Consider the following 23,516-nt stretch of genomic DNA (forward strand, 5'->3'; position numbering starts at 1 on the left):
AACAACCCGCGCGCATAGTGCCACGTCTCGCGATACTCGACCTCGGGGTCGCTCTGGGAGGTGATGCCGTCGTCCTTGGACTGCTTTTTCGCCGGATTTATCCGATAAAATCTCGAAGCCTTGCAATGGGCCGCTCAGGTGGCGACATATGCAGGTGTCGTTATCAAAAAACACTCTGGAATAGGGATGGAGCTATGCGATTTTTTTCGAAGAAGGCCGTTGGTCTCACAGCAAGAAAGTTCCGCGCCGAGCGGCTCGAGGATCGGCTGCTGATGTCGGTGAACGAAGGAAGCTTCGCGCCGGGGGGCGATTTCGACGGCAACCAGCTTGTTGATGGCAATGATTTGGCCGTATGGACAGCCGACTACGGCTCGACCGACGATCTGGCCGCGGATGCCGACTGCAATGGTCTGATCGAAGGTCAGGACTTTTTGGCATGGCAACGAAACTTCGGACGCGAACTCAACACGGACTTCGACTTCGGCGACGCTCCGGCATCGTATGGCACGACCCTGGCCGACGATGGTGCACGGCATCTCGCCACGGGTCCGACACTCGGAGCCACTCGCGATGGGGACTTCGACGGGGTGCCCTCCGGCCAGGCCGACGCGGACGGCGCCGACGAAGACGGCATCATTTTCACTGACCCGATTCAAGTCGGCGCCCTCGGCGTGAGTGCGTTCGTCGATGTGTTCGGGGCAGAGGGGCAGGCGACTAAGCTCGACGCGTGGATCGACTTCAACGGCGACGGATCGTTCGGCGGCTTCGGCGAACAGATTTTTGCGTCGCTCGAGTTGGCGGGGGGGCCAGATGGCAGGCGGTTGCTTCGGTTCGATGTGCCGAGCTTCGCCGTCGCCGGTGAGCAGATCGCGCGGTTCCGCTTGAGCACCGAGGGCGACCTGGGGCCGACGGGCGCTGCCGCTGACGGAGAGGTGGAGGACTACGTCGTGACGATTCTCGGGCCAACCGCATCGACCGGCCTCTTCCAAGATCAGCCAGCGATCTCCGATTCGGAAACGGGCGCAAGCAGCGTGTCGGCGGCCGACATCGATGGTGATCGCGATATTGATGTCGTGTCTTCGCGCGGCAACACCTTGGTCTGGCACCAAAACTTGGGCTCCGGCATCGCCTTCACCGAACACATCATTGACGACACCTTTGACGCCAACGTGTCGGCGTCGATCGCCGCCGACCTCGATGGCGATGGCGATATCGACGTCATCTCGGCGACCAACTTTCAAAACGGCGTAACCAATCGTGGTGTCTTCTGGCACGAGAACGATGGCAGCGATAACTTCACGCGTCGCGGAGTCTCTAACGCCGGCGTCGTCAATCGGGTAGAGAGCCTGTTTGTCTCCGACGTCGACGGCGACGGTGACCAAGACATCCTCGCGATCACCAATTCCACGAACGGCAACAACATTTCCGTGCTGGTGAACGACGGCTCGCAGAGCTTCTCCGTTCAGGCTGTTGGCGCGGCGAGCTTCGGCCGAAGCGTTTTCGCGGCGGACGTGGATTCCGATGGCGACATCGACGTTCTCTCTGCTTCGCGAAACGACGACAAGGTCGCGTGGTTCGAGAATCAGGGAGGACTCAGCTTCCAAGAGCACGTGCTCACGACGAGCGCCAACGGCGCCGCAAGCGTATTTGCCGTGGACCTCGACGGCGACGGCGACACCGACGTGATCAGCGCGTCGAACCAAGACAGCACGGTCGCCTGGTTCGAGAACGACGGTGAGCAGAACTTCACCGAGCGGGAGATTTCGACGAACGACCGCGGGACGTTCGCCGTGTTCGCCGCCGACTTTGATGGCGACGGGGACATCGACGTACTCAGCAGTGCGACGGCCAACGGGGAGCTTGCCTTGCACGTGAATGACGGCAACGAGAACTTCGCGAAGCGCAGTTTTGGCTCAGGCCTTGCCAATGCCCGCCGGATCTTCGCCGCCGATATTGATGGCGATGGCGATCTCGACGCCCTGGCCGCATCGGCGACGCCGGGCAGCACCGTGTCGTGGTTTGAGAACCAAGTACTCGAGGGCCAGCCCGAAGTCGTCTTCGATAACGGCGCGGGCGGCGTCAACACTCCCGGCCAAGTCTTCGCCGATTCGCCGGGGGACCGGCTGAACGCCGACGACGTGACGCTCGCGGAAACGACGCTGGTGACCTCGATCGCTTGGAACGGTCGCTACGCGAACTTCCTGGAAGACAATGCCCCCTCTGAGCTAGACGACTTCACCATTGCGATCTACGCCGACGCCGACGGCAGCCCGGCGAGTGGCCAGCCGCTTGCGGAGTTCAACGTCGGCAACGCTGTGGGCCGCACGCCCACCGACCGCAACTTTGTCTTTTCCTACGAAGCCGACATCAACTTCCTTATGGAGGCCGGCGTCCGCTACTGGGTCTCGCTGCGAAACAACACCCCCGACGACCCGGCCAGCTTTCAATGGTTGGTTGATCCCGACCTCACGAATAACGTCCATTTCTCTAGCGACGGCGGCGCCACGTGGCTGTTTCAGGGCCAGCAGGCCGACTTCCGGCTGTCTGGGGTGACGCTGAATCAGCAGGCGGCATCTCTATCGTCTCAAACAGCGATTGAGTCTGATTTGACAGAGCGGGAATCCGACACGCAAGACGAGGCGCTGCTGCTCTACCTGGAAGAGGCGGATGCCGTTGAGGCCTTCGGGATATAAGTGGCACCTAGGCTGAGGCACCCTACGGTTACAGATTTCAGCTAAGTGCTTCTGGGATTCCACGCGCCTTGTGCCCCGTCTCGCGGTACTCGTCCTGCGGGCAACTCCGGTCGCCTATTTCTCTGCGAACACGGATTCCAGCAATTCCTCAGAGAGCCACTCCTGCGGCCCTTCGGGTGATCGGTCGTCAGCTTGCTGAGAAAGGGTCTCTACGGGAGTGTCATCTGAAAAGGACACGAAGTGACGGACAGCTGATTCCAATTGTCTCACTTCTGTGAGTATAGGAGGGACTTGCCTTGGAACGATTGCTTCGACGCGATTGTCAATGTCATGCAGTGCCATTTCTAAGGCAGCATCGATTAGCTCCGAGCGATCCGCAATTGGTTCTTCTGTTGAAGGACTGCTCGCTGCCGCGACGATCGATTGCGTCTGTCCGTAATTGGTCTTCCATAACGCAAGATCAAAGCCGTTGACGGCCCCATCGTTGTTGGCATCGCCGTCGGCTACGGTGGCACCGCTGGTGACGCCGAAGCCGCGTTGCCAGGTGAGGAAGTCGAAGCCATCTACGTCATCGTCAGTGTCGAAGTCGCCCGCCGGCAACGTGAAGACTTGGCCGGTCGCATCGCCATTGCCTGTGCCGACTCCGCCGAGCGGCAACGGTGTGGGATCGACCGTGTCGAAGATCGAATCGTCGTCGATCAGATTCAGACCAAGGGTTCCAGCGCCGGCAATGTTCTCGATATCGACCAGGTAGGAAAAGGGCTGCTGTTCATCAACGCGGAGAATCGTTCCGGTGGCGGTTCCAGTCGTCGCAATCTGGAAATCAGTGACATCGACGCCCGTAACCGATTTGTTGAAGGTTACCCAGAAGGTCAGAAAAAACGGTGGGAATGATATCTCATCAAGGCGAACGATGCTCAGCACTTGCGGCAGCATGTTATCGATCATGTAGACTTCGCCCTCGAAGTCTCCGTTGCCAACGCCAAAGTTACCGAGCGGGTTACCATTAGGATCGACAATTGTATCATCGTCTTCTAGGTCGAGGCGCAGGGTTCCAGTGCCGGTGATGTTATCGACTGTCACGGTATAGGAGGAAGGTGTCCCTTGCACAACTTGCGAAACATTTCCTGCTACATCGCCCGTGGTTGTCAACGAAAAATCGTCCACGCTTACGCCTATCGCATCGCGGTCAAAGACGACTGAATAGGATACGCTCCCTGCATTGGTTGGAGTGGGATCTAACCGTGTGATCGAAGTCGCCAATAGCGGCGCCACAGTGACCGTCGACGAGGTTACGTTTGCCTGAGGAAGAGACAATAACGGATCGGTTTGGTCGAAATACGTTGCCGAAGTTGTTGTTGCTCCTGTTGTTTGATGAACCAGGCGAAAACTCGTTTCTGGAGCAGCCCCCGCATTGGTGGGAAACTCGGCGACAACGAGATAAGAACGAGTAGTAGCTGCGAGCACAGCAACGGTGCCAACGCCCGAGGGAAGTGAAAGTGAGAGCAACCCATTGGTCAGCGTCAAGTTGTCAACAGAGCTAATAGCGGTGTCAATTGGGGCGTTAAAGACACCATTATCATCGTCGTCTCGATAGAGAACCAGTCGGTCAATCACCGCATTGGCCTCAGCGGTTGTCAAAGCCGTACCACTGCTTGTCTCGATGCGGAGCTGCACTGATTCCAACTGCGCAGCGGCATCGCCGCTCCGTCCCAAATGGGTAAAGTCAATCTTCAACAGCTCGCTCTCATCACCGGGTAAAATCTGCGCTGGTGCAGTATCGGAAGTATTCAAACTGAACTGCGCACGGCGGTTCTCCCACCAGGTGATGTCATTAGCACGAACTGCGGCTCCGAGGACATCGAGATCACCGTCCCCGTCCACGTCCGCCGTGGTTACGGAAGTAGAACCATCAAAACTGCCGTCGATGGTATGCTCGGTCCAGGCCGAGCCATCGCTGGCGGTGTTCTCCCACCAAGTGATGTCATCGGCAGCAAATGCCGCTCCGAGGACATCGAGATCGCCGTCCCCGTCCACATCCGCCGTCCTGACGGAAGCAGCACCGTTGAAACTGCCGTCAATGGTATGCTCGGCCCAGGCCGAGCCATCGCCGACGGTGTTCTCCCACCAAGTGATGTCATCGGCCCGCTGTGCAGCTCCGAGGACATCGAGATCGCCGTCCCCGTCCACGTCCGCCGTGGTTACAGATCTAGCGCGATCATAGCTGCTGTCGATAGTATGTTCGGTCCAAGCCGAGCCATTGCCGGCGGTGTTTTCCCACCAAGTGATGTCACCAGCATTATCTGCAGCTCCGAGGACATCGAGATCGCCGTCCCCGTCGATGTCTGCTGTTGTTACGGATACTGCACCAAAAAAAATGCCGTCAATGGTTACTTCTGCTTGCGAATTGATCGTGATCCCCGAGTGAATCGCCAGATTCGCTCGCCAGACGCGGCGGTTGTTATTGGAGGAGACATAGCTGACGTCCAAATCACCATCGTTATCGATGTCGCCTATTGCGACATCCTCGGCAGTTGGCGGCATTTCCAGGACGTGGCGAGTGAACGTGGGATCGCTCTCGCCGCCGTTCTCATACCAGGCAATCGTCCCCGAACCGCTGCGCCCGCTGGCCAGCAGGTCGAGATCGCCATCTGCGTCCAAATCGCCCACGGTCACGTCATAGGCACCGGTGAGTCCGCTATCGATAGTCTTTTTGAAAGGATTTCCTTGAAAGAAATTTCCTGTAGTGCCATGGTTGTTGTACCAGACTAAATCGCCATCGGTACCGGAAGTGGCGATGACGTCTGTGAAACCATCACCGTCAAGGTCCGCGGCAGTTAGGTTGCGTGGGGCATTCAGAGGAACGCTCGCCGTTGTTCCCCCAGCATCGAGAGTAATGGTGTTTGCGCTCAAGTCGGCAGTAATGATATACAGTTGCCCACCCTGATTAGAATCGGTCGTCGTAATATAGTCGGCACTCAAGCCAGACCCTGACGGTGTGAAGCCGCCCGAGCCGTTGTTTTCATACCTGCCCACATTGCCGTCGAACAGGACGTCCAGATCGCCATCGCCGTCATCGTCGACCAACTTGACAGACGCGCCAACGCTGCTGTGCGAAAAAATGAGTTTAGGAGAACTAAAAAAGTTGGGACCAAAATTTTCAAACCACTGCACCTTATCGTCCGAGACAGACGAGGCGAACACATCGAGATCGCCATCGCGATCGACGTCTCCCACGTCGAGTCCGCGGACGTTGTTGGCTTGTGCAGCCGTGGCAATCGTTTGTGCCGAGCCAAACGTGCCCGCCCCGTCGGTGTTCTCGTACCAGAACACGCCGTCGTCGGCCGCCAACTGGTCGAGGTCCCCATCGCCGTCGAGATCGGCCATAATGATGAGGGTGTCGGTGGCCTCGTTGGTATCAATCAATTGCTCCGGGCCAAATGGCACAGCCGTGAGCATGTGACGCGATTCGAGCTGTTCGAGACTGAGGCGACGTCGATGGGCAGGCGCAGAGTGTGATCGCGGCTTATGAGTCATAGTGTTGGTTTCAGAGTACCAAGATGAGAGTCGTGTCCGGGTAAGGTCGAATCACCACCATCGCTGTCGATTCGACCTAACCAGCTATTATGCTCAAAACGCGACTAATTGCGAGGAGAATGCTGCAGATTGGATTATCTGCGTGAGACCTCGAGGTGTTTCATGATAACTGGAATGGGGTCAGCTTAGCGCTTCCAGCAATCCCCGCGCCTTGTGCCACGTTTCACGGTACTCGTCCTCGGGGTCGCTTTGCGCCGTAATACCGCCACCGACGGGGAGTTGCCACCAACCTTGGCTTGCCGTGACGGTGCGGATAAGGATATTCGAGTCGAACGTGCCGTCGAAGCCTTGGTAGAAGAGCGAGCCGCAGTAGGCGCCGCGGGCGGTCGGTTCGAGCTCGGCGATGATTTCCATCGCGCGGACTTTGGGGGCGCCGGTTATCGAGCCTCCTGGGAAGCTGGCGCGGAGGAGGTCGAGGGGCGTGATGCCTTCCTGCAGTTCGCCGCGGACGACCGAAGTGAGGTGTTTGACAAAGGCGTAAGTTTCTAACTCAAAGAGCTTCGCGACGTGGACGCTTTCAGGTTTGCAGACGCGTGAGAGATCGTTACGCAGGAGATCGACGATCATCACGTTCTCAGCTCGATCTTTCTCACTGGCAAGTAAGTCGTCGCCGGTGAACAGATCGGCCACGGCATTTGGCGAACGCCCACGGGTGCCCTTGATGGGGCGCGTTTCGACCTGCCGCTGTCCTTCCGTTCCTGTACGGACGGTGAGAAAGCACTCGGGCGAAGCGCTGCAGATTTGTGAGTCGCCCAGATCGAGGTAACAGGCATAAGGAGCGGCGTTTCGCGTTCTTAATCGCTGATAAAGTTCAACTGAAGAACTGGTTGCTGGGGCGAGCAAACGCTGGGCGAGATTCACTTGGAAGCAATCGCCGGCGTAGATGTAGTCGATGCCGTGCTGGATACACGCGCAGAATTGGTCTTTGGTAAAGTTGCTGGTGACGGTTTCGCCCTGGATGGAGTGTTGGGGTGCGAGCTGCGAGTTGGGAGTTTGTGTTGGAGAACTTACCGAATGAGGTCGTGGATCACGAAGCCACTGCTTCGCTTCGGCCAGACGAGCTTCAGCTCGTTGGTGCCTATCAGCAAAGTCGGTCTCGGGGAAACCCTGCGAGATGATCCAACTCTGGCCGGTGTCGTGATCGAACGCGAACACTAAATCGTAGAGCCCAACAGCCAGGGCAGGCACCGGCAAATCGTCGTACGTGGGCGGGGCGATTCTTTCGAGGCTACGGGAGAGATCGTAACTCGCTAGACCTGCGATGCCGCCTTGAAAGGGTGGTAAGTCGTCGCGATTCTTCGCTTCGAATGGCTGCGCGACCCGAGCCAGTTCGCTGAGTGCATCCGAACCGTTGGCGGGGATCGTAAACCAGTGAAAGGGATCAACCGCCAGAAAAGAATAACGCCCCGTCTTTTCGCCTTGCAGCGCGCTATCGAAGAAAACAAGATGCTCAAGACCGGCAAGCCGTACGAAGACCTGCTCCGCGGTGAGCTTTGCGGGGAGGGGTTCAGCTAGTGGGAGTTGGAAGGTCTCTAGCATTTGTGGCCGTAACTATTTCCGCTTCAAATAGTGGCGAGTTTCTTCTCGGGTGGCGAATCCCCAGTTGAGGGGCTCGTCTTGTTGGTAGGTTTTGCCTAGGGTTATCGCCGTGAGGGCTTTGCACATTTCGTAGCCCAGGTAGAACGCGTGGCCGGCGTCGAGGTTTTTTGGCAGGCCACCTTCTGGGCCGGAAGTGCGTAGTTGCTCCATCACGGTGAAAGGGTCGGCATCGTGGAGGTGCAGTCCGTTGCCTACAAGGTGGACTTCGCCGTCGGTGGCGAAGATGCGGTAGTTATTGTCCTTAATCGAACTGGCAAGTTGTTCGATTTCATTCAAAGTAGTTTCGACGACTTCAGGATCGCGAAGCATCACCAACCGTGGTTCGACGTGCTTGGGCAGCACCCGCTGCGTGACGGCATGGTGCATTAGTCGACGGGCGAGGTCACATTCGAGGACGCTAGTTCTGGCCCAGTTAATGACTTCGGTCGTGAGAATGCTGCGGATGCCGATTTCTTGGCAGAAGCCTAAGAGCAACGTGTTGACGCCGGCGGAATCTACGTCGGTCAGTTCGGTAAGATTGCCGACGCCCATCATCATCTCGGCGTCAGGGTAGCGCTGGCGAATTTCGAGATACCGTCCGAGACTCTTAGCAAAGCCGAAAGCGATGGGTTCGAGAATGGGATCGATTCGTAGGCGGACGCCTTCGCGGGCGAGAAAGTCGACCGTCTCGTCGAGTCCTTCCAAAGTGGCAGGAACGTCGGGTGTCGCGATCACCTCCACACCCCAATCGATTGCCGCCTCGCGGTTAGTGCTGTTGATGCTGAGGACGAGCTCGGCACCGGCGGCGACGGCGGGGGCGATTTCTTTGGGGTTGAGACTGTCAATCGAGACGCGATACCCGGCGTCTCGCAAAGCGTGGACGGTTTCGCCGACACCGTTCCAGGGGGCGCCCGGTTCGCAGCCGACATCGATCACGTCGGCACCATTCTCTGCATGACGCCTTGCGATCTCCAGAATCTCCGCAAGTTCTAATCGAGGGCAGTGATTGATCTCGGCGATGATCTCCAGGTCGTACGCGCCGTATTCGGTGGGTGGGGCAGGGCGGGAGAAGAAAGTCGGGAGTTGGCGAAGATCGCGGGGGCCAATCACGATGGGGCAATGTGCGGCGGCTTCAAGCGGCTGCACGTCTCCCTCGCAGTAACCGGGGACGAGAAGTTGAGTTGCCTGCTCAGGAAGTTCAAGCCGCTTGGCGATCCACGCGGGGGACATCAATGCAGCGACGGTAATCGGCATGACTTGGACGGAGTAGTCGAATCCAACTTCTGCAGCGAGCGGCGCGACGATCGACTTGAGCGCGTGTTCCGCCAAGCGTCCGGTGACGAAGTGGTAGTGTTCGCGTTGAGAAGAAGAATCGGACATCGAAAGTAGCTCGGGCCTCCAGGCCCGAGATGTTGGCGGTTGGTAATTCAACCTCTAATAATTGGTTGATTCGCTCAGAAGTTCAAACTCTCTCTACTCAGCCTTGGAAGGCCGAGCTACGGAAGCCGCCGTTGACCTTCAATGTTTGCCCGGTGATGAAGGAGGCTTTCTCTGAGGCTAAGAAAGCGACCGCAGCGGCGACATCATCGGGTGTCCCCCAACGGTTCAGCAACGCTTCCTTCTCCGCACGAGATTGCCAGTAGTCGGACGCTTCTTCGCCCCAGGCGGTTTTGATCCAGCCCGGCGCGACGCAGTTGACGCGGACTTCGGGGGCGAACGATTTCGCAAGGCTTCTGCTAGCGCACATGATGGCCCCCTTCGAGGCGGCGAACATCTCGCCGCTGTCGCCCTCCATGCCAAGTTCTGCCTGATCCCAACCGATGTTGATGATGCATCCTGAGCCACGCTCGCGCATGCGGCTGCCAATTTCGCGTGAGAGCAGCAGAGTAGCAGCGACGTCGGTTTTCCAAACGGTTTCGAATTTCTTATCAAACGAAAGGTCGGCGTCGGCGCCCGTGAGGACGTCGGCGCCCGCGTTGTTCACCCAAATGTCAATCGGACGACGTTGCCACAAGCCCTCGGCGAACTTGCCGAGCCGGTCGGTTGCGGAGAGATCAAGCAGCACAATGTCTGTCTCGCGACCGAGTTGTTCAACCTCCTTCTGAACTGCTTCGGCCGCGGTCCGGTCGTGTCCGCCGTGGACGACGATATTCACGCCCGCGTTGGCTAGCTCAAGGGCAATCGCTCGGCCGATACCTCGGGAACTGCCGGTGACGACGGCCCACTGCTGTTGTTTGTCATAGGGTGCGGAAATGGTTGGACTCGTCGATCGTGGTGGGTGGACTGTTCTCGTGTGATTGGCTCAGGTATAGGATAACAGTCTTGCAGGTTCTCTTGAATGATTCACGGGAGATTGATGTCGTGTCGAACGAAACCGTTGCCGGACCACGAAGGGTTTGGATGCCATTTGTTTGGGTTGGGGGCCTTGCGGCTCTTTACGCTGGGTATCTGATGACCGATGCGCCTGACGATATAAAGAACGTTGTTGGGTACATCGCCGTGGCGGTCGCGCTAACCGGGCTGGCGATTTGGATTTGGCGAAGTAGCGGATTGCGGGGGACTGGCCGTTTGGTGGCGGTCGCTTTAACGCTCGTCGTCGCCCTGTTCTTTACCCCTGCGACTTTGTTCCTCGCTCAAGTGCTTCCGATTGAAGCCGTGCATAACGGCGATGTTGGGATCATTGGTTGGCGCTGGCGCGGCGGCGAAGCAGATCGTGATCTTGCACCGGCAGTCGCGAACGTTAAAGAAGTCGTTGCGGACGATCCTGACTGGAGTTCGGCGGCAACAGATTATCCGCGGTTTCTGGGTACCGGTTTTTGGGCAGAAGCGGAGAATGTGAAGCTCGATCGTGAGAGACTTGCGAAGTCGTCTCCCAAGGAAGTTTGGCGGCAGCGGATTGGTGCGGGTTGGTCAGGCTTTGCGGTGATCGGTCGACGTGCGATTACACAAGAGCAACGGGGCGATGACGAGCTAGTCACTTGCTACGACCTCGACACAGGAGAATTAATTTGGGCTCATGACGATCCGGTGCGCTGGGATCCAAGTGGCGCCGGTTCGCTAGGCTACGAAGGCCCGCGTGCCACACCGACGATCCATAAGGATCGCGTTTATGCGCAAGGTGCGACGGGGATTCTAAATAGTCTGGAACTTCACACGGGCAAGGTTGTTTGGTCGCGTGATGTGCTCAAAGAGAACAAGGCACAGAATGTTCTCTGGGGTAAAAGCAATTCGCCGCTTGTCTTTGATGGAGTCGTCGTCGTCAGCGTGGGTGGTGAGGATGGCCGTTCGTTGATTGCCTATGATGCGGAAACTGGCGACGAGCTATGGACTTCAGGCGACGCGCTTTCCTCTTACGCTTCGCCCGTGTTAGCTACGCTTGCGGGTGTGCAACAGATTCTCAGTGTCGATCAAGGTCTTGTGCGTGCCGTTCGCGCGGATGACAGCAAGCAGCTCTGGACTTACGACTGGCCGAGCGACAGTGGTGCTGACGCGGCAGTTTCTCAGCCGGTCCCGCTAGGTGAGGATCGTGTTTTTCTCTCCAAAGGATATGGACATGGTTCGACCGTTCTCCAGATCAAGCTCGACGGCGAGTCTTGGGATGCCAAGCCAACTTGGCGGGGGGGGAAGCAGGGCGTTTTGCCTGTGATGAAGACCAAGATGGGCAATGTGGTCGTGCATGAGGGCTACGTTTACGGGCTCGACGAAGCGATTTTGCAGTGTGTCGACCTAAAGACGGGGCGCAAACGCTGGAAAAAGCGGCGCTCTCCTAAATTAGGGCACGGTCAGATTCTACTGGTCGATGATGTAATTCTTATCCTCAGCGAGTACGGCGAAGTGGTTCTCGTCGAAGCCTCACCGAAGCGGTATACCGAACTCGCTAGCTTCGAGGCGATCGAAGGCATCACTTGGAATAACCCCACGCTCGCGGGGAACCTCTTGTTGGTTCGTAACGCACTGGAGGTAGCTTGCTTCGAGTTACCCGTTGTAGAGCAAGAAGTTACGGAACCCAGCGAGCCGACAGAATAAGAAAGTCGACGATAACCAACTGGATTCGCTACTTTCAGTTTCTGTCGCGTGCGTGCGAAATTATTGTCGCTTGCCACACATGTGGCGTGGCTCGCCGCAGTTTTGCGCAAAAGATTTCTATCCGGTTCGTATTCTCGAAACGAAATAACTCGCACAAGAGTTAGTCAGAACGCGTTCGCAGCAACTCTCACTGCGCGCGTCCCAAAGTGAAAAAATCTGGACGATTCTTCTGGCAATTGGAAAACGGAATAAGTAGGCTGCTGACATTAGAGAAGGTGCGAGCATCAAACACACCTCTACCACATGAGCTGACGTATTTTGCTCTCGTCACCTTTGAGGAGCAACGTATTACTTATCGAACACTCTTCAGGACCAAAGTTCGGTAAGTGATTTTTGAGCTGTTGCTTCGTTTCTCTTTTCATTTTTGTTCCTGCTGACCGTCAATGTCCTATTCTGGGGAGTCGTCCATGCCTTCATTCTCAGGTCGTAAAAAGCCAACACGTAAAAACCAATCAAAACGGGCGAAGCGCCGTGCCGTTAACGCTCGCAACGGTCTTCGATTGGAAACTTTGGAAAGCCGGATCCTGCTTACCAGCGACCCGGTTTTGAGTTTTACGGCTCCAGGGCCGATTGATGAAGGCTCTTCGGTAAGTGTTGGCTTTAGTTTCTCCGATCTGGTTGAAAGCAGCGGCACTTCGAGTGTCGGTCTTGATCCGGCAGACTTTACTGCAAACAGCACAGCAAATGGCCTTTTTGATCCGGCGACAGACGTCGTCATTGATACCGATGCGTTGACGATTTCCGGTGGATTTACTGGGAGTGGTGTCATTCAAACGGCGGATGCGGGTTTCGGCTCGTACGAGATTGCCGTGTTTGCCTTCGATGACTTCGAACTAGACGCGGGAATCAACCTACGGGCGACGGGCTCGCGACCGTTGGCGTTGTTGTCGCAATTAGATGTAGACATTTCAGGAAACATTGATGTTTCTGCCGAGTCATTCGTGAATACGAATCTTACGCAAGCAACTATTCCAGGTGCTGGTGGCGGCATGGGTGGCGACGCTCAAGGCAACGGCTTGGGCGGACGTGACGGTTACGCGGCTGCGGGTGCTCCGCTCACCTCGGTCGGTGAGCTTGGTACCGGCGGACCTTTGGGAGGAGCCAGCGGCTCGGGAGGTGGAAGCCACGGCAACGGTCAAGCTGGATCAGCCTTCGGCAGTGGTCGAGGCTCGGGTGGAACGGGCTTCCTTGACGTTGTGAATTCCATCCAAGGCGGTAGCGGCGGAAGTGCAGCTGGTGTGAACACAACGGCTACTGCCATCGGATTTGGTGGCGCAGGTGGTGGCGGAGTAGAAGTTGGGGCGGTGAATTCCATCGTCATTTCTACGACGGGGCAAATCTTGGCCGACGCAGCTAGTGGCTACCCAGGTTTTAATGGGGGAACTGGCGGTGGTGGTGGTGCTGGTGGCGGCATCCTCGTTCATGCGACCAACATCACTCAAGACGGCACCTTGAGCGCCGATGGTGGTGACGGTGGAAGTGGTATCCAAGTTGGTGGTGGTGGCGGTGGCGGTGAGATTGTGCTCGCTTACAGCGCCTCAGGCACTTTCTCGGGGACGGGAACCGAAAGCGTTGCAGCAGGCAGTGGCAATGTGTTTGCGAATCCTACTGCTACAGATGGCTCTGTCAGCACGATCACCTTCAGCGGTACGCCGATCATTGAGAATTACTCCTACACGATTAACTGGGGCGACGGTTCAGCAACCGAAACGGGAAGCGATACCGGCGGTGAAATCGCTGTTACCCCTGGCAGTCCGGGTGGACCTGACACGATGGGCAGCTTCAACGGCACGCATAGTTACGTTGATGATGGTGTGTTCACCGTTGAGGTGATAGTGACCGACACCGGCGGCGGTAGCGTAACGGAGCTGTTTGATGTCACCGTCAATAACGTGGCCCCGAATAACTTGGTTCTCAATGCGACGCCAGTGATCGATGAGAACGGTGTGGCGACGCTTGATGTTTCCTTCGACGATCCAGGGGTCCTTGACGCCCATGAAGTCGTCGTCGATTGGGGCGATGGCAATACGGATACCGTGAATTTAACCGTGGGTGATCGCACAACCCAGTTGACACATCAGTACCTGGACGATGCTCCGACCGGGACCGCGAGCGATAGCTTTACGATTAACGTCACAGTAACGGATGATGATCTAGCGTCGGGAAGCGGAACGGCAAACGTCACCGTTAACAACGTCGCCCCGACAAACCTCGTGCTGACTGCAACGCCGACGATTGACGAGAACGGTGTCGCAACGCTTGACGTTTCGTTTGACGATGTGGGAACGCTCGACACGCATGATGTAACGATCGACTGGGGCGATGGCACGGTCGAATCCGTTGCACTCACACTCGGCGACCGTAGCGGCTCGTTCACGCACCAGTATCTTGATGACGACCCGACCGGCACGGCCAGTGACGCGTTTACCATCAATGTGACCGTTGCGGATGACGATCTTGGTTCGGGAAGCGAAACCGCAAGCGTAACGGTGAACAACCTAGCGCCGGAGATTACTAGCCTAACAACCAGCTCGCCAGCGATTGGTGGAGCAGAGCAGGGCGAGACCGTTACACTCTCCGCCGATTTCACTGATGTTGGAACGCTGGATACGCACACAGCGGTGATCGATTGGGGTGACGGCACGACGACCGTGGGTGTCGTCGACCAGAACACAGGGACGATCACGGGTGACCATGTTTACGCCAATGGTGGTTTCTACGATGTGACGCTCACCTTGACGGACGACGATACGGGTGAAGCGGTCGAAACAACTGCTACGGTGATTGCCGGCGTAGGCCTGAATGATGGTGTTCTTCAGTTCGTCGGCACCAACGGCGACGATCGAGTAAAGGCGTTCCACACCTATAATTGCGATATCAAAGTGAAGTATCGCTTGGACGGCGGTGCGGTTCAGTCCGAAGTGTTTGACCCTGCGGACGTGGATCGAATCGTCTATTACCTGGGTGACGGTAACGATGTTGGCTTCGTCTCTTCGTGGATCGATCTCGATGCGACCATGTTCGGCGACGGTGGCCACGACCTGTTGCTTGGTGGGCACGGCAACGACGCGCTAATCGGCGGCGATGGCGACGATACCCTTGTTGGGCGTAGCGGTCGCGACTTGCTAATCGGCGGCGACGGCTCGGACTTGATCGTGGGGCAAGGTGGTTCAGATATCCTGATCTCCGGCACGACAAGCTTCGATAGCGATTTGTCCGCCATCGATTCCATCATGGCCGAGTGGACCTCGAGCCATGACTATGACACCCGTGTCGCCAACCTGACACAACAAGGCTTAAATCCCGAAGCAGTTGACCGGCTCAATGGAGATATCTTCTTAGTCGCGGATCTGACTGTGTTCGACGACGACGATACGGACTTCCTGATTGGTGGCCGAGGGAAAGACCTCTACTTCGCCAATCTTGAAGGTGGCACCGAGGACTATGTCTTCGGGCTGCGTAATAGCGAGTTCGTTGAAGAACTAGACATCGTGTAGTTCTTGCTGCTTCCCGAATGACTCCATCGAACCGTCGGCCACTTTCGAGTGACCGGCGGTTTTTTGGCCACAGATGAACACTGATTTCACGGATTGTTCGCGTGAAATCAGTAGCCACGCTCGCCAGAGCGTGGACTTGTGTCCGTGTGATTGTTGAATCGATCCACCGTCTGGCAACGGTGGCTACGGCGTGGGGATGCGAGGTTCACTGCGGTGCGTTCTCGATCAGCCAATCTTCGAGGATGATATGCTTCACATGCGGTGCCCGTAGTAGCGAAGCCCTTGAAGGAAGCAATGCTGAGAGCCAGGAACGACGGGCCAAGCCGGCGACCGCTCTCAGGCGAAAGCTCTCAATGGAGTTGCTGCCTGTCTGTTGTTCGACGTTCTCTGCCAGCCGCTGGAAGGTTGCCGGGATGACGTTGGGCTCGGGCCCAATGTGAATTACGGTTTCAACACCAGCAGCGAGGGTTTCGCATACGGCATCCCAGAGCCGTTGAGGATGGTCGACCCACTGTCTTAGGACTTCGCGGCCGGAATGGTCGTCATAGCTGCGCTTGCCCGTGACCAATGAAACGACGGGGGGCGAAGGAGGCTGCAACCCGCCAGGAAGGTTCTGCATCATAACAGCCGCCCGGTCAGGAACGGCACATTGCCGGACGATTGGAGTGTGTAGCGGTGGCCACTGATCGGAATTGAGCCGCAGGTGGGCTTTGTGCGGCAAGAGCTCGTGCATCTGATCCTTGAATCGCTGGACCGTCTGGTTCTGGCCAATCAAGAGATAGGTATTTGGGGACAACACGGCCGAGATGCCGATCGTTCCTTTTCCTTCGCTTGTGATCGTGACGCACAGACGATCAACGTCTGCTTCGGGGATTGCTGGTCCACGCGAGAATAACACGCCCATCCGCGTCTCTTCAGAGAGCAGAACGCAGTCCTCAGCCAATGCCAAGGGGACCCGGACAAGGTCTTCCACGGCAAAGACACCGCTGCAACACACTGCCGAAAGCTCACCCAGACTGTAGCCGAAAGAAAGTTTTGCTCTGCCATGGTCTACTCCATGGACTTCTTTGAGCAGCCGAAGTTGGGCTATCTCGGTTGCCACAACCAGGGCAACCGCCTCGCTGTAGTGAGCTAGGTCGGGTTCATTGTCATCCTGGACTAGCTGGAGCAAATCAACTGGACGGCAGGCTTCACGCTCACAGACAGCTCCGAACCGACCCAGTTCTTCGGCAACGATCTCCCGATAGGCAGCGATCTCGAGCAATTCGCTGGTGCGTCCTAGATTCGTGACGTTGTAGCCCCGGAAGGCTAAAGCCGCGTTGACGACTCGGTCAGTTGATAGTCGTTGGGGCTTGGCCATTGGAAAAGCAGACGTTGAGCCACGGGTTTGTTGTCACGGAAGATTTGGCTACCCAATCATACACCGTCGCTTCTCCTTTGATGGCGATGAGGTGAATCGTCTGGAGCGATCGTAACGGCTGCACCGGTTGTAGCTCCCTTTCCTTGTGACAAAGTCTCGCATCAAGGAGTTCTGCCAGTTAATTCGTCGGGGATTGGACTTTCCTAACCTAGATTTCCACTGGACAGCTAGAGCCGCAATCTAGGAGAGCGACGCAGTCCGGTTCCAGTCAACGAATAGAAGCTTTGAAAATCGGAGATGAAGATGACAAAAGCCAGCGAAATCATGTCAACCAACCTGACCGTGATCGATCAAAATTGCTCAGTCAAAGAGGCCATCGACACGTTACTAGAGAAGAATATTAGTGGCTTACCGGTTACGGATGATTTCGGCCACCTCGTGGGAATCGTTACTGAATTTGCTTTGCTAGCAATCGCTTACGACCACAAGGTGACCAACGACACCATTGCTGAGCACATGACGACCAATGTGCTATCTGTCGAGGCAGATGAGCCTGTCAATAAAGTCGCCGACCTATGCATTGTGCATCGAGTGCGTCGTGTGCCAGTGATGGACAACGGAAAGCTTGTCGGCATGATTTCGCGACGTGACGTTCTCAAGGCAATCTACCAAGAAAGTAGTGCGGCACTTGCCAGCTAAATAGCTGAAGCAACAACGCCTGAAACCAGATACGTGTTCAAGTTCTCCACAGATCTGCCGACGAACGAACGCCTGATCGAGGCTCTGCTGACCTCAGCAGTCCTCCTGATCTCGGGGTTGATGTGGTTTTACTATGTGGATACGCCTTGGCTGCTGCACCTGTATTACCTGCCCGTCGTCTTGACGGGATTCTTCCTGGGCAGGTCACGAGCGAGGTTGTTGTCGCTACTAAGCGTTCTCACAGCGACGATCATCTTCGTTCCCAGTCTGAATGAGACATCAGCGGGAATCCCACTTGCGACGGTTCTTGCTTTCTGCCTCTGGATACTGACGCTCGTAACGACCGCCATGCTTGTTGGTTCGATGAGTGATCGTTGGCGTGTGGCGATGCACGAACTACGCGAGTCTCACAAAAAAGACGTGTTGGTCGACCCGCTCACGCAGATTGCCAACCGCCGGGCATTTGAGTTTGAATTGACTCGACGTCTTGCAGAATGGTCTCGTCACAAGACACCTGCCGCGCTTCTCACCTTTGACATTGACTACTTCAAGAGCTTCAACGATCGCTACGGACACCAAGCGGGCGACGCCGTCCTAAAGGACGTTGCCGCGACACTCATGGAAGCGGTGCGGGATACTGACCTTGTAGCCCGTTGCGGTGGTGAGGAGTTTGCCGTCATCCTACCGGGAGCTGATGCGGTTCATGCCAAAGAGGTTGCTGAGCGTGCTCGTAGCCTGGTTGAAGCAACACGTTTCGTTCATAACGGACTTACACTCCGCCTCACGGTTAGCGTTGGCGTCGCTTGCCTCATTGACGGTGACGATGCTGAGTCACTCACGACACGCTCGGATGCCGCGCTCTACCAATCGAAAGAAGCAGGGCGGAATTGCTCTCACTTGCATGATGGAATTCACTGCAAGAAATTTGGTAACGGCATCGCTAAAGAATCAGCAGACGCCCTCAAGCCTGTTGTAGAAACCGTTGGCGGAGGGGATCTCTATGCCGATCCCACAACAGGGATGCCCGCAGGAAAAGTGTTCCTGGAAGAACTTCGTCGCCGCACGGCAGAGACGCACCGATACGGTGGGCAGTTCTGTGTAGCGATTCTCAAGATCAACGACTATCTGTCCGTAGATGTTGACGATGTCAAAGCGCAGAAGAGCCTGATCGCAACCGTCGCTCAGTTAACCACTTCCGTACTGCGTGAGCCAGACTTGGTGGTTCGGTACGACAAAGACTTACTGGCCGTGATGATGCCAGCCACGACGCTTGAACGGTCGCTAATTCCTCTGCAACGCTTACGGGCGAAAGCCGACGAACACCACGAGAAGCAATATCCCACGCTGAGCTATGGCGTCACCATTGGCGTGGTGGAACTCGAAGAGAATGATACGGCCGGCTCGCTGCTCCACCGAGTCGAATCCGCTTGTCAACATGTCGCAGAATCCGACTGCGTGGGTATTGGCGTTGGCAGGAATGACTATCTAGAAGTTGTCCGTGGAGAGCAACTCGTAACCAACAGCTAAGGCGGCTTCCCCATGTCGCAGAGACAAAAACGATCGATTCTGCAGCGAAGCACGATGGGAATCGTGCTTCTGTTGTTTCATTGCTGCGCGATAAGTGCTTCGGCAGTGGACGTGACCTATACGGTCTCTTCCAACACTGACGATGCGGATGAAATCAGCGACGGCACAGTGTACGTCACCGATGGGAGTAGTTTTTTTTCCAGTACGCGTGTTGGATTTCGTTTCCAAAACGTAAACATCCCCGCTGGGGCAACGATTACCAGTGCTACGCTGGAAGTCTTCTCCAACAGCAACGGAACAACAAGTTTCTCCGTCGATATCCTTGCGCAAGATGCCGATAATCCGTCCACTTTTACGACCTCAAACGGCAATATCACCAGCCGACCGATCACCAGTGCCCAGACACTTTGGTCAACAGGTTCGGTGAGCTATAGCGTCGGCGATTCAATTGTGTCGCCGAATTTCGCTTCTTCGATCCAGGAAGTGATTGACCGTAGCGGGTGGGCATCGGGTAATTCGCTGGTTGTCCTGACGACGGCCAATTCAGGTGACAAGGGTATCTATAAGCGATCAGGGTCACCCACCCATGCGCCACAGCTTCATATTTCGTACACAACGGTGAGCAGCCCGCTTAGGCTCCACTTGAAGCTTGACGAAACATCCGGAACAGCAGCGAACGACTCTTCAGAATACAACAACCACGGCACCTTGGTCTCTAGCCCCACTTGGCGAACAGATGGACAGAAGGGAGGGGCGTTAGATTTTGAAACCGACGATGGTGCCGACCGAGTTGATGTCCCTAGCTTCGATACTGATAGCTCGACAATCACCCTTGCCGCTTGGGTAAAGGTAGAGACGCTTCTGAATGACTCCCGGCTGATCATGAAATCAACGGGTACCGCTAGTAGCAACCAAACCTGGGGAATGACGATCAATAACACGGGAGCATTTGACTTTCGCGTTTCAGCAGGAGGAACGTGGGATCGCGTTCAAGTGCCCGGAGTGATCGTCGTCGGACAGTGGTACCACGTCGCGGGCACTTACGATGGCACAACGATGCGTGCTTACATCGACGGGGTTGAAGTCGGCTCGAAAGCTCACTCGGTGGGTGGGAAGATCGATGCTGATCTAGGTGCCCCCATTACCCTTGGTGATTCGACGGCTGGGGGCAGACCCTTGGATGGCTTGCTCGACGATGTTCGTGTGTACGATTACGCTTTGCCTTCCAGCGAAGTTCTTCGCCTTGCGTCCTCGGGCTTAATAGGGCACTGGAAGCTAGATGAAACGAGCGGCACGACGGCAGTGGATAGTTCGGATTCGGGCTACGATGGGACTTACACCAATGGTGCCACACCAGGGTCTGCAGGCGTTCGAGGATACGCTGCTGACTTCGATGGCTCAAACGATTACATCACTGTTAGCGGCGGCTCGGACTATAACCTCCAACAGAATGTGACCGTCTCTTGCTGGGCAAAGAGCGACACGGCAACCTGGAGTGGGTGGGGCTGCCTAGTTAGCAAACGCAACCAGTTCTATCTGCATCCCAGCGCTGGCGGTACCTATATCTACTTTGCTGGCGATACGACCGGCTCAGGTGACCATTCGGCAGGCGTCGATATGGCTACCATCGGGAGTATCCAAAATTGGCACCACTACGTTGGGGTCTACGACTACGACGCGGGTGAAGTCCGGTTTTATGTAGATGGGGTACTGCGTGCGACTACAACGCTTACGGCGAACACTTCGCTAGAATCAGATACCGGCGCGCTAACGATTGGCTGGGATGATGGGCTTGGGGGGACTCGATACTTCGATGGAAAAATCGATGACGTTAGGCTTTATAACTGCACGCTCACCAATGCAGAGGTGGCAGAATTGTACGGTTTAATTGGCCACTGGAAGCTTGATGAGACTAGTGGCACAACGGCAAGTGACTCCTCCGAATTGAAGCACGATGGAACCCTGATCGGCTCCCCGGCGTGGAACTCAGGAGGAGTTTACTCGGGTGGTCTGGAGTACGACTACACGGATGGAAACGACTACGTTGAAATCCCGAACTCAGATGCCCTGGATATCCTGCAACTGGGTGACTACTCGATGTCCACTTGGTTCAAGCCCTCCTCGGTACCCCCAGAAACCGGTTCCGGCAACCTCTCCGGATACGGCTTGATTAAAAAGCGTAACAGCTCTTTAGGGCTCCACTACTCACACATCACCGGCTTTCAGTTTAACCATTACGCTGACGAAGGCTCAGGCGGAGTGCAGCAAGCGGTCACTTCGACGGGCAACTACCCCGGGAAGTGGCATCATGTTGTAGCGACCGTCAATGTGTCCGCGGGGCTAGTCAGCATGTATGTCAACGGCGAGCTCGTTGGAACGAACTCCTTCGTCCCTGGGTCCCCTGGTATCGACTATGGTAGCCAGCAGTGGCGGCTTGGCATTTCGAACCCAGGTGGCTCAAGTTCCGAGCGGCCTGCTCATGGGGTGCAAGACGACGTGCGACTCTATAACCGCGTACTCACCTCGGCAGAAATAGCTGAACTTCACGGTTTGGTGGGTCATTGGAAGCTCGATGAAAACGCCGGGAGTACAGCGACCGATTCGTCGCTCGCCGAGAATGACGGGACGTACCAAGGTGGCGCTGCCCCTGGTGCGTCGGGGCCGTACGCCAAAGCAGGAGCCAATGCGGCTGAATTTGAAGGAAACTCAGGCGACAAGATTGCGTTGCCCACGATGGACTTCGATTTCTCGAATGGATTGACACTTTCCGTTTGGTACAACGTGGACAATCTTACGGGCAGCTATACCGACTTTTTCTCGCTGAGCAACGGTTCGCTCGTCGATGATATTTGGTTCGGACTGGATAACGCGCAGGGACTTGACCTGTTTCTTGCAGATACTGCTGACGGTGCTTCGTTTCGGGGGCTCATCGAAAGTACTTCCATAGCCCTGAATAGTTGGCAACATGCTGTAGCTGTCATCGACTCGTCAGGAAACGCCGTCTTGTATCGGAATGGCGTTGTTGTCGCTTCTGGCTACGTCGGTTTGCCTCGAGATACCGCCAGGACTGTCAACGGGATTGGAGAAACTACCTTCGGCCATACCATCGACGGCAGACTTTTTGACACGCGAATCTATAATCGACCGTTATCCGCTTCCGAAGTCGCCGAACTTCACGGCCTTGTTGGCCACTGGAAGTTCGACGAAGGCTCAGGCATCACCGCAGCTGACAGCACAGCTTTTGGTAACAACGCCACCCTCTACGGAGCCACTTGGACCAACAGCTGTGAAGGTGGAAATGCCATCGAATTCGATGGCGTTGGCGGCATTGCTTCCACAGATGCCGACTTCTGCCCACCTGCCACCGGTTCTGTGGCGATGTGGCTCCGGTCGGCCGGGAATCCCGGCTCGCGGTCACGCCCATTCGGCAACGGTGGCAATTGGGAAGTGCGGCAAGAGCCCGATGGCACACTCTCATTTGACCTTGGTGGCGAAGGCCCGGACGTCGGTGCCGGGGGCGATGAATTCGTTACCACTGAAGGGCTGAGCTTTGAAGATCGTTGGTACCACGTCGTGGCCCAGTTTGATGCGGATGACGAATCGTTTGAAATCTACATTGATGGTTCGCTTGTCCACAGCGGCACGAACGGAGACGACATGACGGAACAGGCGGCGAATATTCTCTCCTTTGGTACTCGTACGGGAAGCACCGAGTACTGGGAAGGCGGGATGCGCGACTTCCGCGTTTACAATCGCTGGCTGGCTGCCGGAAACATTGCGGAAATCTACGGAAGCCTGGGACATTGGAAGCTGGATGAAACTAGCGGGACAGTCGCCACGGACTCCAGCGGAGCGGGCAACGATGGTGCCTATGTTGCTTCTCCGACCCTCGGTGTGACGAGCCGTTACCCGGTGAAACTCGGCACGGCAGTTGAGTTCGACGGCACCAACCGGATGGAAGTCCCGGGGAGGTTGAGCGAGCCTGCCAATGTCACGATTGCTGCGTGGGCCAAACTCGACGCCGCCGATGCAGGGGGGGCAGAAGTCATCAGTATCGGTAACAGCTTCGCGCTTCGCATGGACGACTTCAATAACCTGGTGTCCTTCATCTACAACGGCACGGACTACGACACACGCGTCACGCAAAGCCAAAGCTATCAAGGTACCGGCTGGCACCATTTCGCCGCTGTTTTCAACGACACCGATGATCTGTACGAACTGTATGTTGATGGCATCCTTGTCGACACCATTTCCACGCCTGATTCCATCTCATGGACCGACGCCCCGAATACGACGATCGGTGCCCACGCTTGGGCGGATGGAAACTTCGACTTTAGCGGCTCGATTGATGATGTCCGCGTCTTTGGTCGGGCTTTATGCGCCGCAGACGTCTATAACGTCTATCGAGACTTCGTCCCCGCGGGTGTGCGAATAAAATCTTGGGTCGAGACACGGTAGCTCAAGATCTTCTTTCTTGGC

At 56.4% G+C, this 23,516-nt stretch carries 11 protein-coding genes; 6 read left to right on the top strand and 5 right to left on the bottom strand.

All coding sequences use genetic code 11. From position 1 onward, the window contains the following. Positions 1–194: 194 nt before the first annotated feature. On the top strand, positions 195–2,693 hold the full coding sequence (locus RIB44_06535) for an FG-GAP-like repeat-containing protein (GenBank protein MEQ8616233.1): 2,499 nt from the start codon (positions 195–197) through the stop codon (positions 2,691–2,693). A gap of 114 nt (positions 2,694–2,807) precedes the next feature. Here the strand turns inward: RIB44_06535 and RIB44_06540 are convergent, their stop codons facing one another. The 4 genes from RIB44_06540 to RIB44_06555 form a co-directional block, all read right to left on the bottom strand. Beyond that, positions 2,808–6,230: an FG-GAP-like repeat-containing protein gene (locus RIB44_06540; GenBank protein MEQ8616234.1), complete on the bottom strand. Its 3,423-nt coding sequence runs from the start codon at positions 6,228–6,230 to the stop codon at positions 2,808–2,810. Positions 6,231–6,410: 180 nt separating this feature from the next. Continuing rightward, the gene (locus RIB44_06545) at positions 6,411–7,829 is read right to left on the bottom strand and encodes an anthranilate synthase component I family protein (GenBank protein MEQ8616235.1); all 1,419 of its coding nucleotides are present in this window, start codon (positions 7,827–7,829) and stop codon (positions 6,411–6,413) included. 12 nt (positions 7,830–7,841) lie between these two features. Then, positions 7,842–9,248, bottom strand: a complete 1,407-nt coding sequence (locus RIB44_06550; protein ID MEQ8616236.1) for a DUF6513 domain-containing protein — start codon at positions 9,246–9,248, stop codon at positions 7,842–7,844. A gap of 97 nt (positions 9,249–9,345) precedes the next feature. Beyond that, positions 9,346–10,122, bottom strand: a complete 777-nt coding sequence (locus RIB44_06555) for an SDR family oxidoreductase (protein MEQ8616237.1) — start codon at positions 10,120–10,122, stop codon at positions 9,346–9,348. Positions 10,123–10,229: 107 nt separating this feature from the next. Between RIB44_06555 and RIB44_06560 the strand changes: the two genes are divergently transcribed. Together RIB44_06560 and RIB44_06565 are read left to right on the top strand one after the other, a co-directional pair. Further along, positions 10,230–11,894 (top strand): PQQ-binding-like beta-propeller repeat protein, encoded by a 1,665-nt coding sequence (locus RIB44_06560; protein MEQ8616238.1) that lies wholly within the window; start codon positions 10,230–10,232, stop codon positions 11,892–11,894. A 467-nt stretch (positions 11,895–12,361) separates the two neighbouring features. Further along, entirely contained in the window at positions 12,362–15,451 is a 3,090-nt protein-coding gene (locus RIB44_06565; GenBank protein ID MEQ8616239.1) for a PKD domain-containing protein, read from the top strand. A 205-nt stretch (positions 15,452–15,656) separates the two neighbouring features. On the opposite strand, the gene RIB44_06570 is transcribed toward RIB44_06565, so the two are convergent. Next, complete coding sequence (locus tag RIB44_06570; GenBank protein MEQ8616240.1) at positions 15,657–16,811, bottom strand: hypothetical protein; 1,155 nt, start codon at positions 16,809–16,811, stop codon at positions 15,657–15,659. 303 nt (positions 16,812–17,114) lie between these two features. On the opposite strand from RIB44_06570, the gene RIB44_06575 reads away from it, so the two are divergent. Genes RIB44_06575 through RIB44_06585 form a run of 3 tightly spaced genes read left to right on the top strand, consistent with a single transcriptional unit; the run spans position 17,115 to position 23,495 of the window. Further along, positions 17,115–17,510, top strand: a complete 396-nt coding sequence (locus RIB44_06575; protein MEQ8616241.1) for a CBS domain-containing protein — start codon at positions 17,115–17,117, stop codon at positions 17,508–17,510. 33 nt (positions 17,511–17,543) lie between these two features. Continuing rightward, a complete protein-coding gene (locus RIB44_06580; protein ID MEQ8616242.1) occupies positions 17,544–19,037 on the top strand; it encodes a diguanylate cyclase in 1,494 nt (497 codons plus the stop codon). A gap of 12 nt (positions 19,038–19,049) precedes the next feature. After that, a complete protein-coding gene (locus RIB44_06585; protein ID MEQ8616243.1) occupies positions 19,050–23,495 on the top strand; it encodes a LamG domain-containing protein in 4,446 nt (1,481 codons plus the stop codon). The last annotated feature ends 21 nt before the right edge of the window (positions 23,496–23,516 follow it).

It is taken from the genome of Lacipirellulaceae bacterium (assembly GCA_040218535.1).
GTDB lineage: Bacteria > Planctomycetota > Planctomycetia > Pirellulales > Lacipirellulaceae > Adhaeretor.

Bases quoted from the DNA above. Each gene is read 5' to 3' on its own strand.
- RIB44_06545 (MEQ8616235.1), bottom strand. From the start codon at position 7,829: ATGCTAGAGACCTTCCAACTCCCACTAGCTGAACCCCTCCCCGCAAAG.
- RIB44_06585 (MEQ8616243.1), top strand. From the start codon at position 19,050: ATGTCGCAGAGACAAAAACGATCGATTCTGCAGCGAAGCACGATGGGA.
- RIB44_06535 (MEQ8616233.1), top strand. From the start codon at position 195: ATGCGATTTTTTTCGAAGAAGGCCGTTGGTCTCACAGCAAGAAAGTTC.
- RIB44_06565 (MEQ8616239.1), top strand. From the start codon at position 12,362: ATGCCTTCATTCTCAGGTCGTAAAAAGCCAACACGTAAAAACCAATCA.
- RIB44_06540 (MEQ8616234.1), bottom strand. From the start codon at position 6,230: ATGACTCATAAGCCGCGATCACACTCTGCGCCTGCCCATCGACGTCGC.
- RIB44_06575 (MEQ8616241.1), top strand. From the start codon at position 17,115: ATGACAAAAGCCAGCGAAATCATGTCAACCAACCTGACCGTGATCGAT.
- RIB44_06550 (MEQ8616236.1), bottom strand. From the start codon at position 9,248: ATGTCCGATTCTTCTTCTCAACGCGAACACTACCACTTCGTCACCGGA.
- RIB44_06570 (MEQ8616240.1), bottom strand. From the start codon at position 16,811: ATGGCCAAGCCCCAACGACTATCAACTGACCGAGTCGTCAACGCGGCT.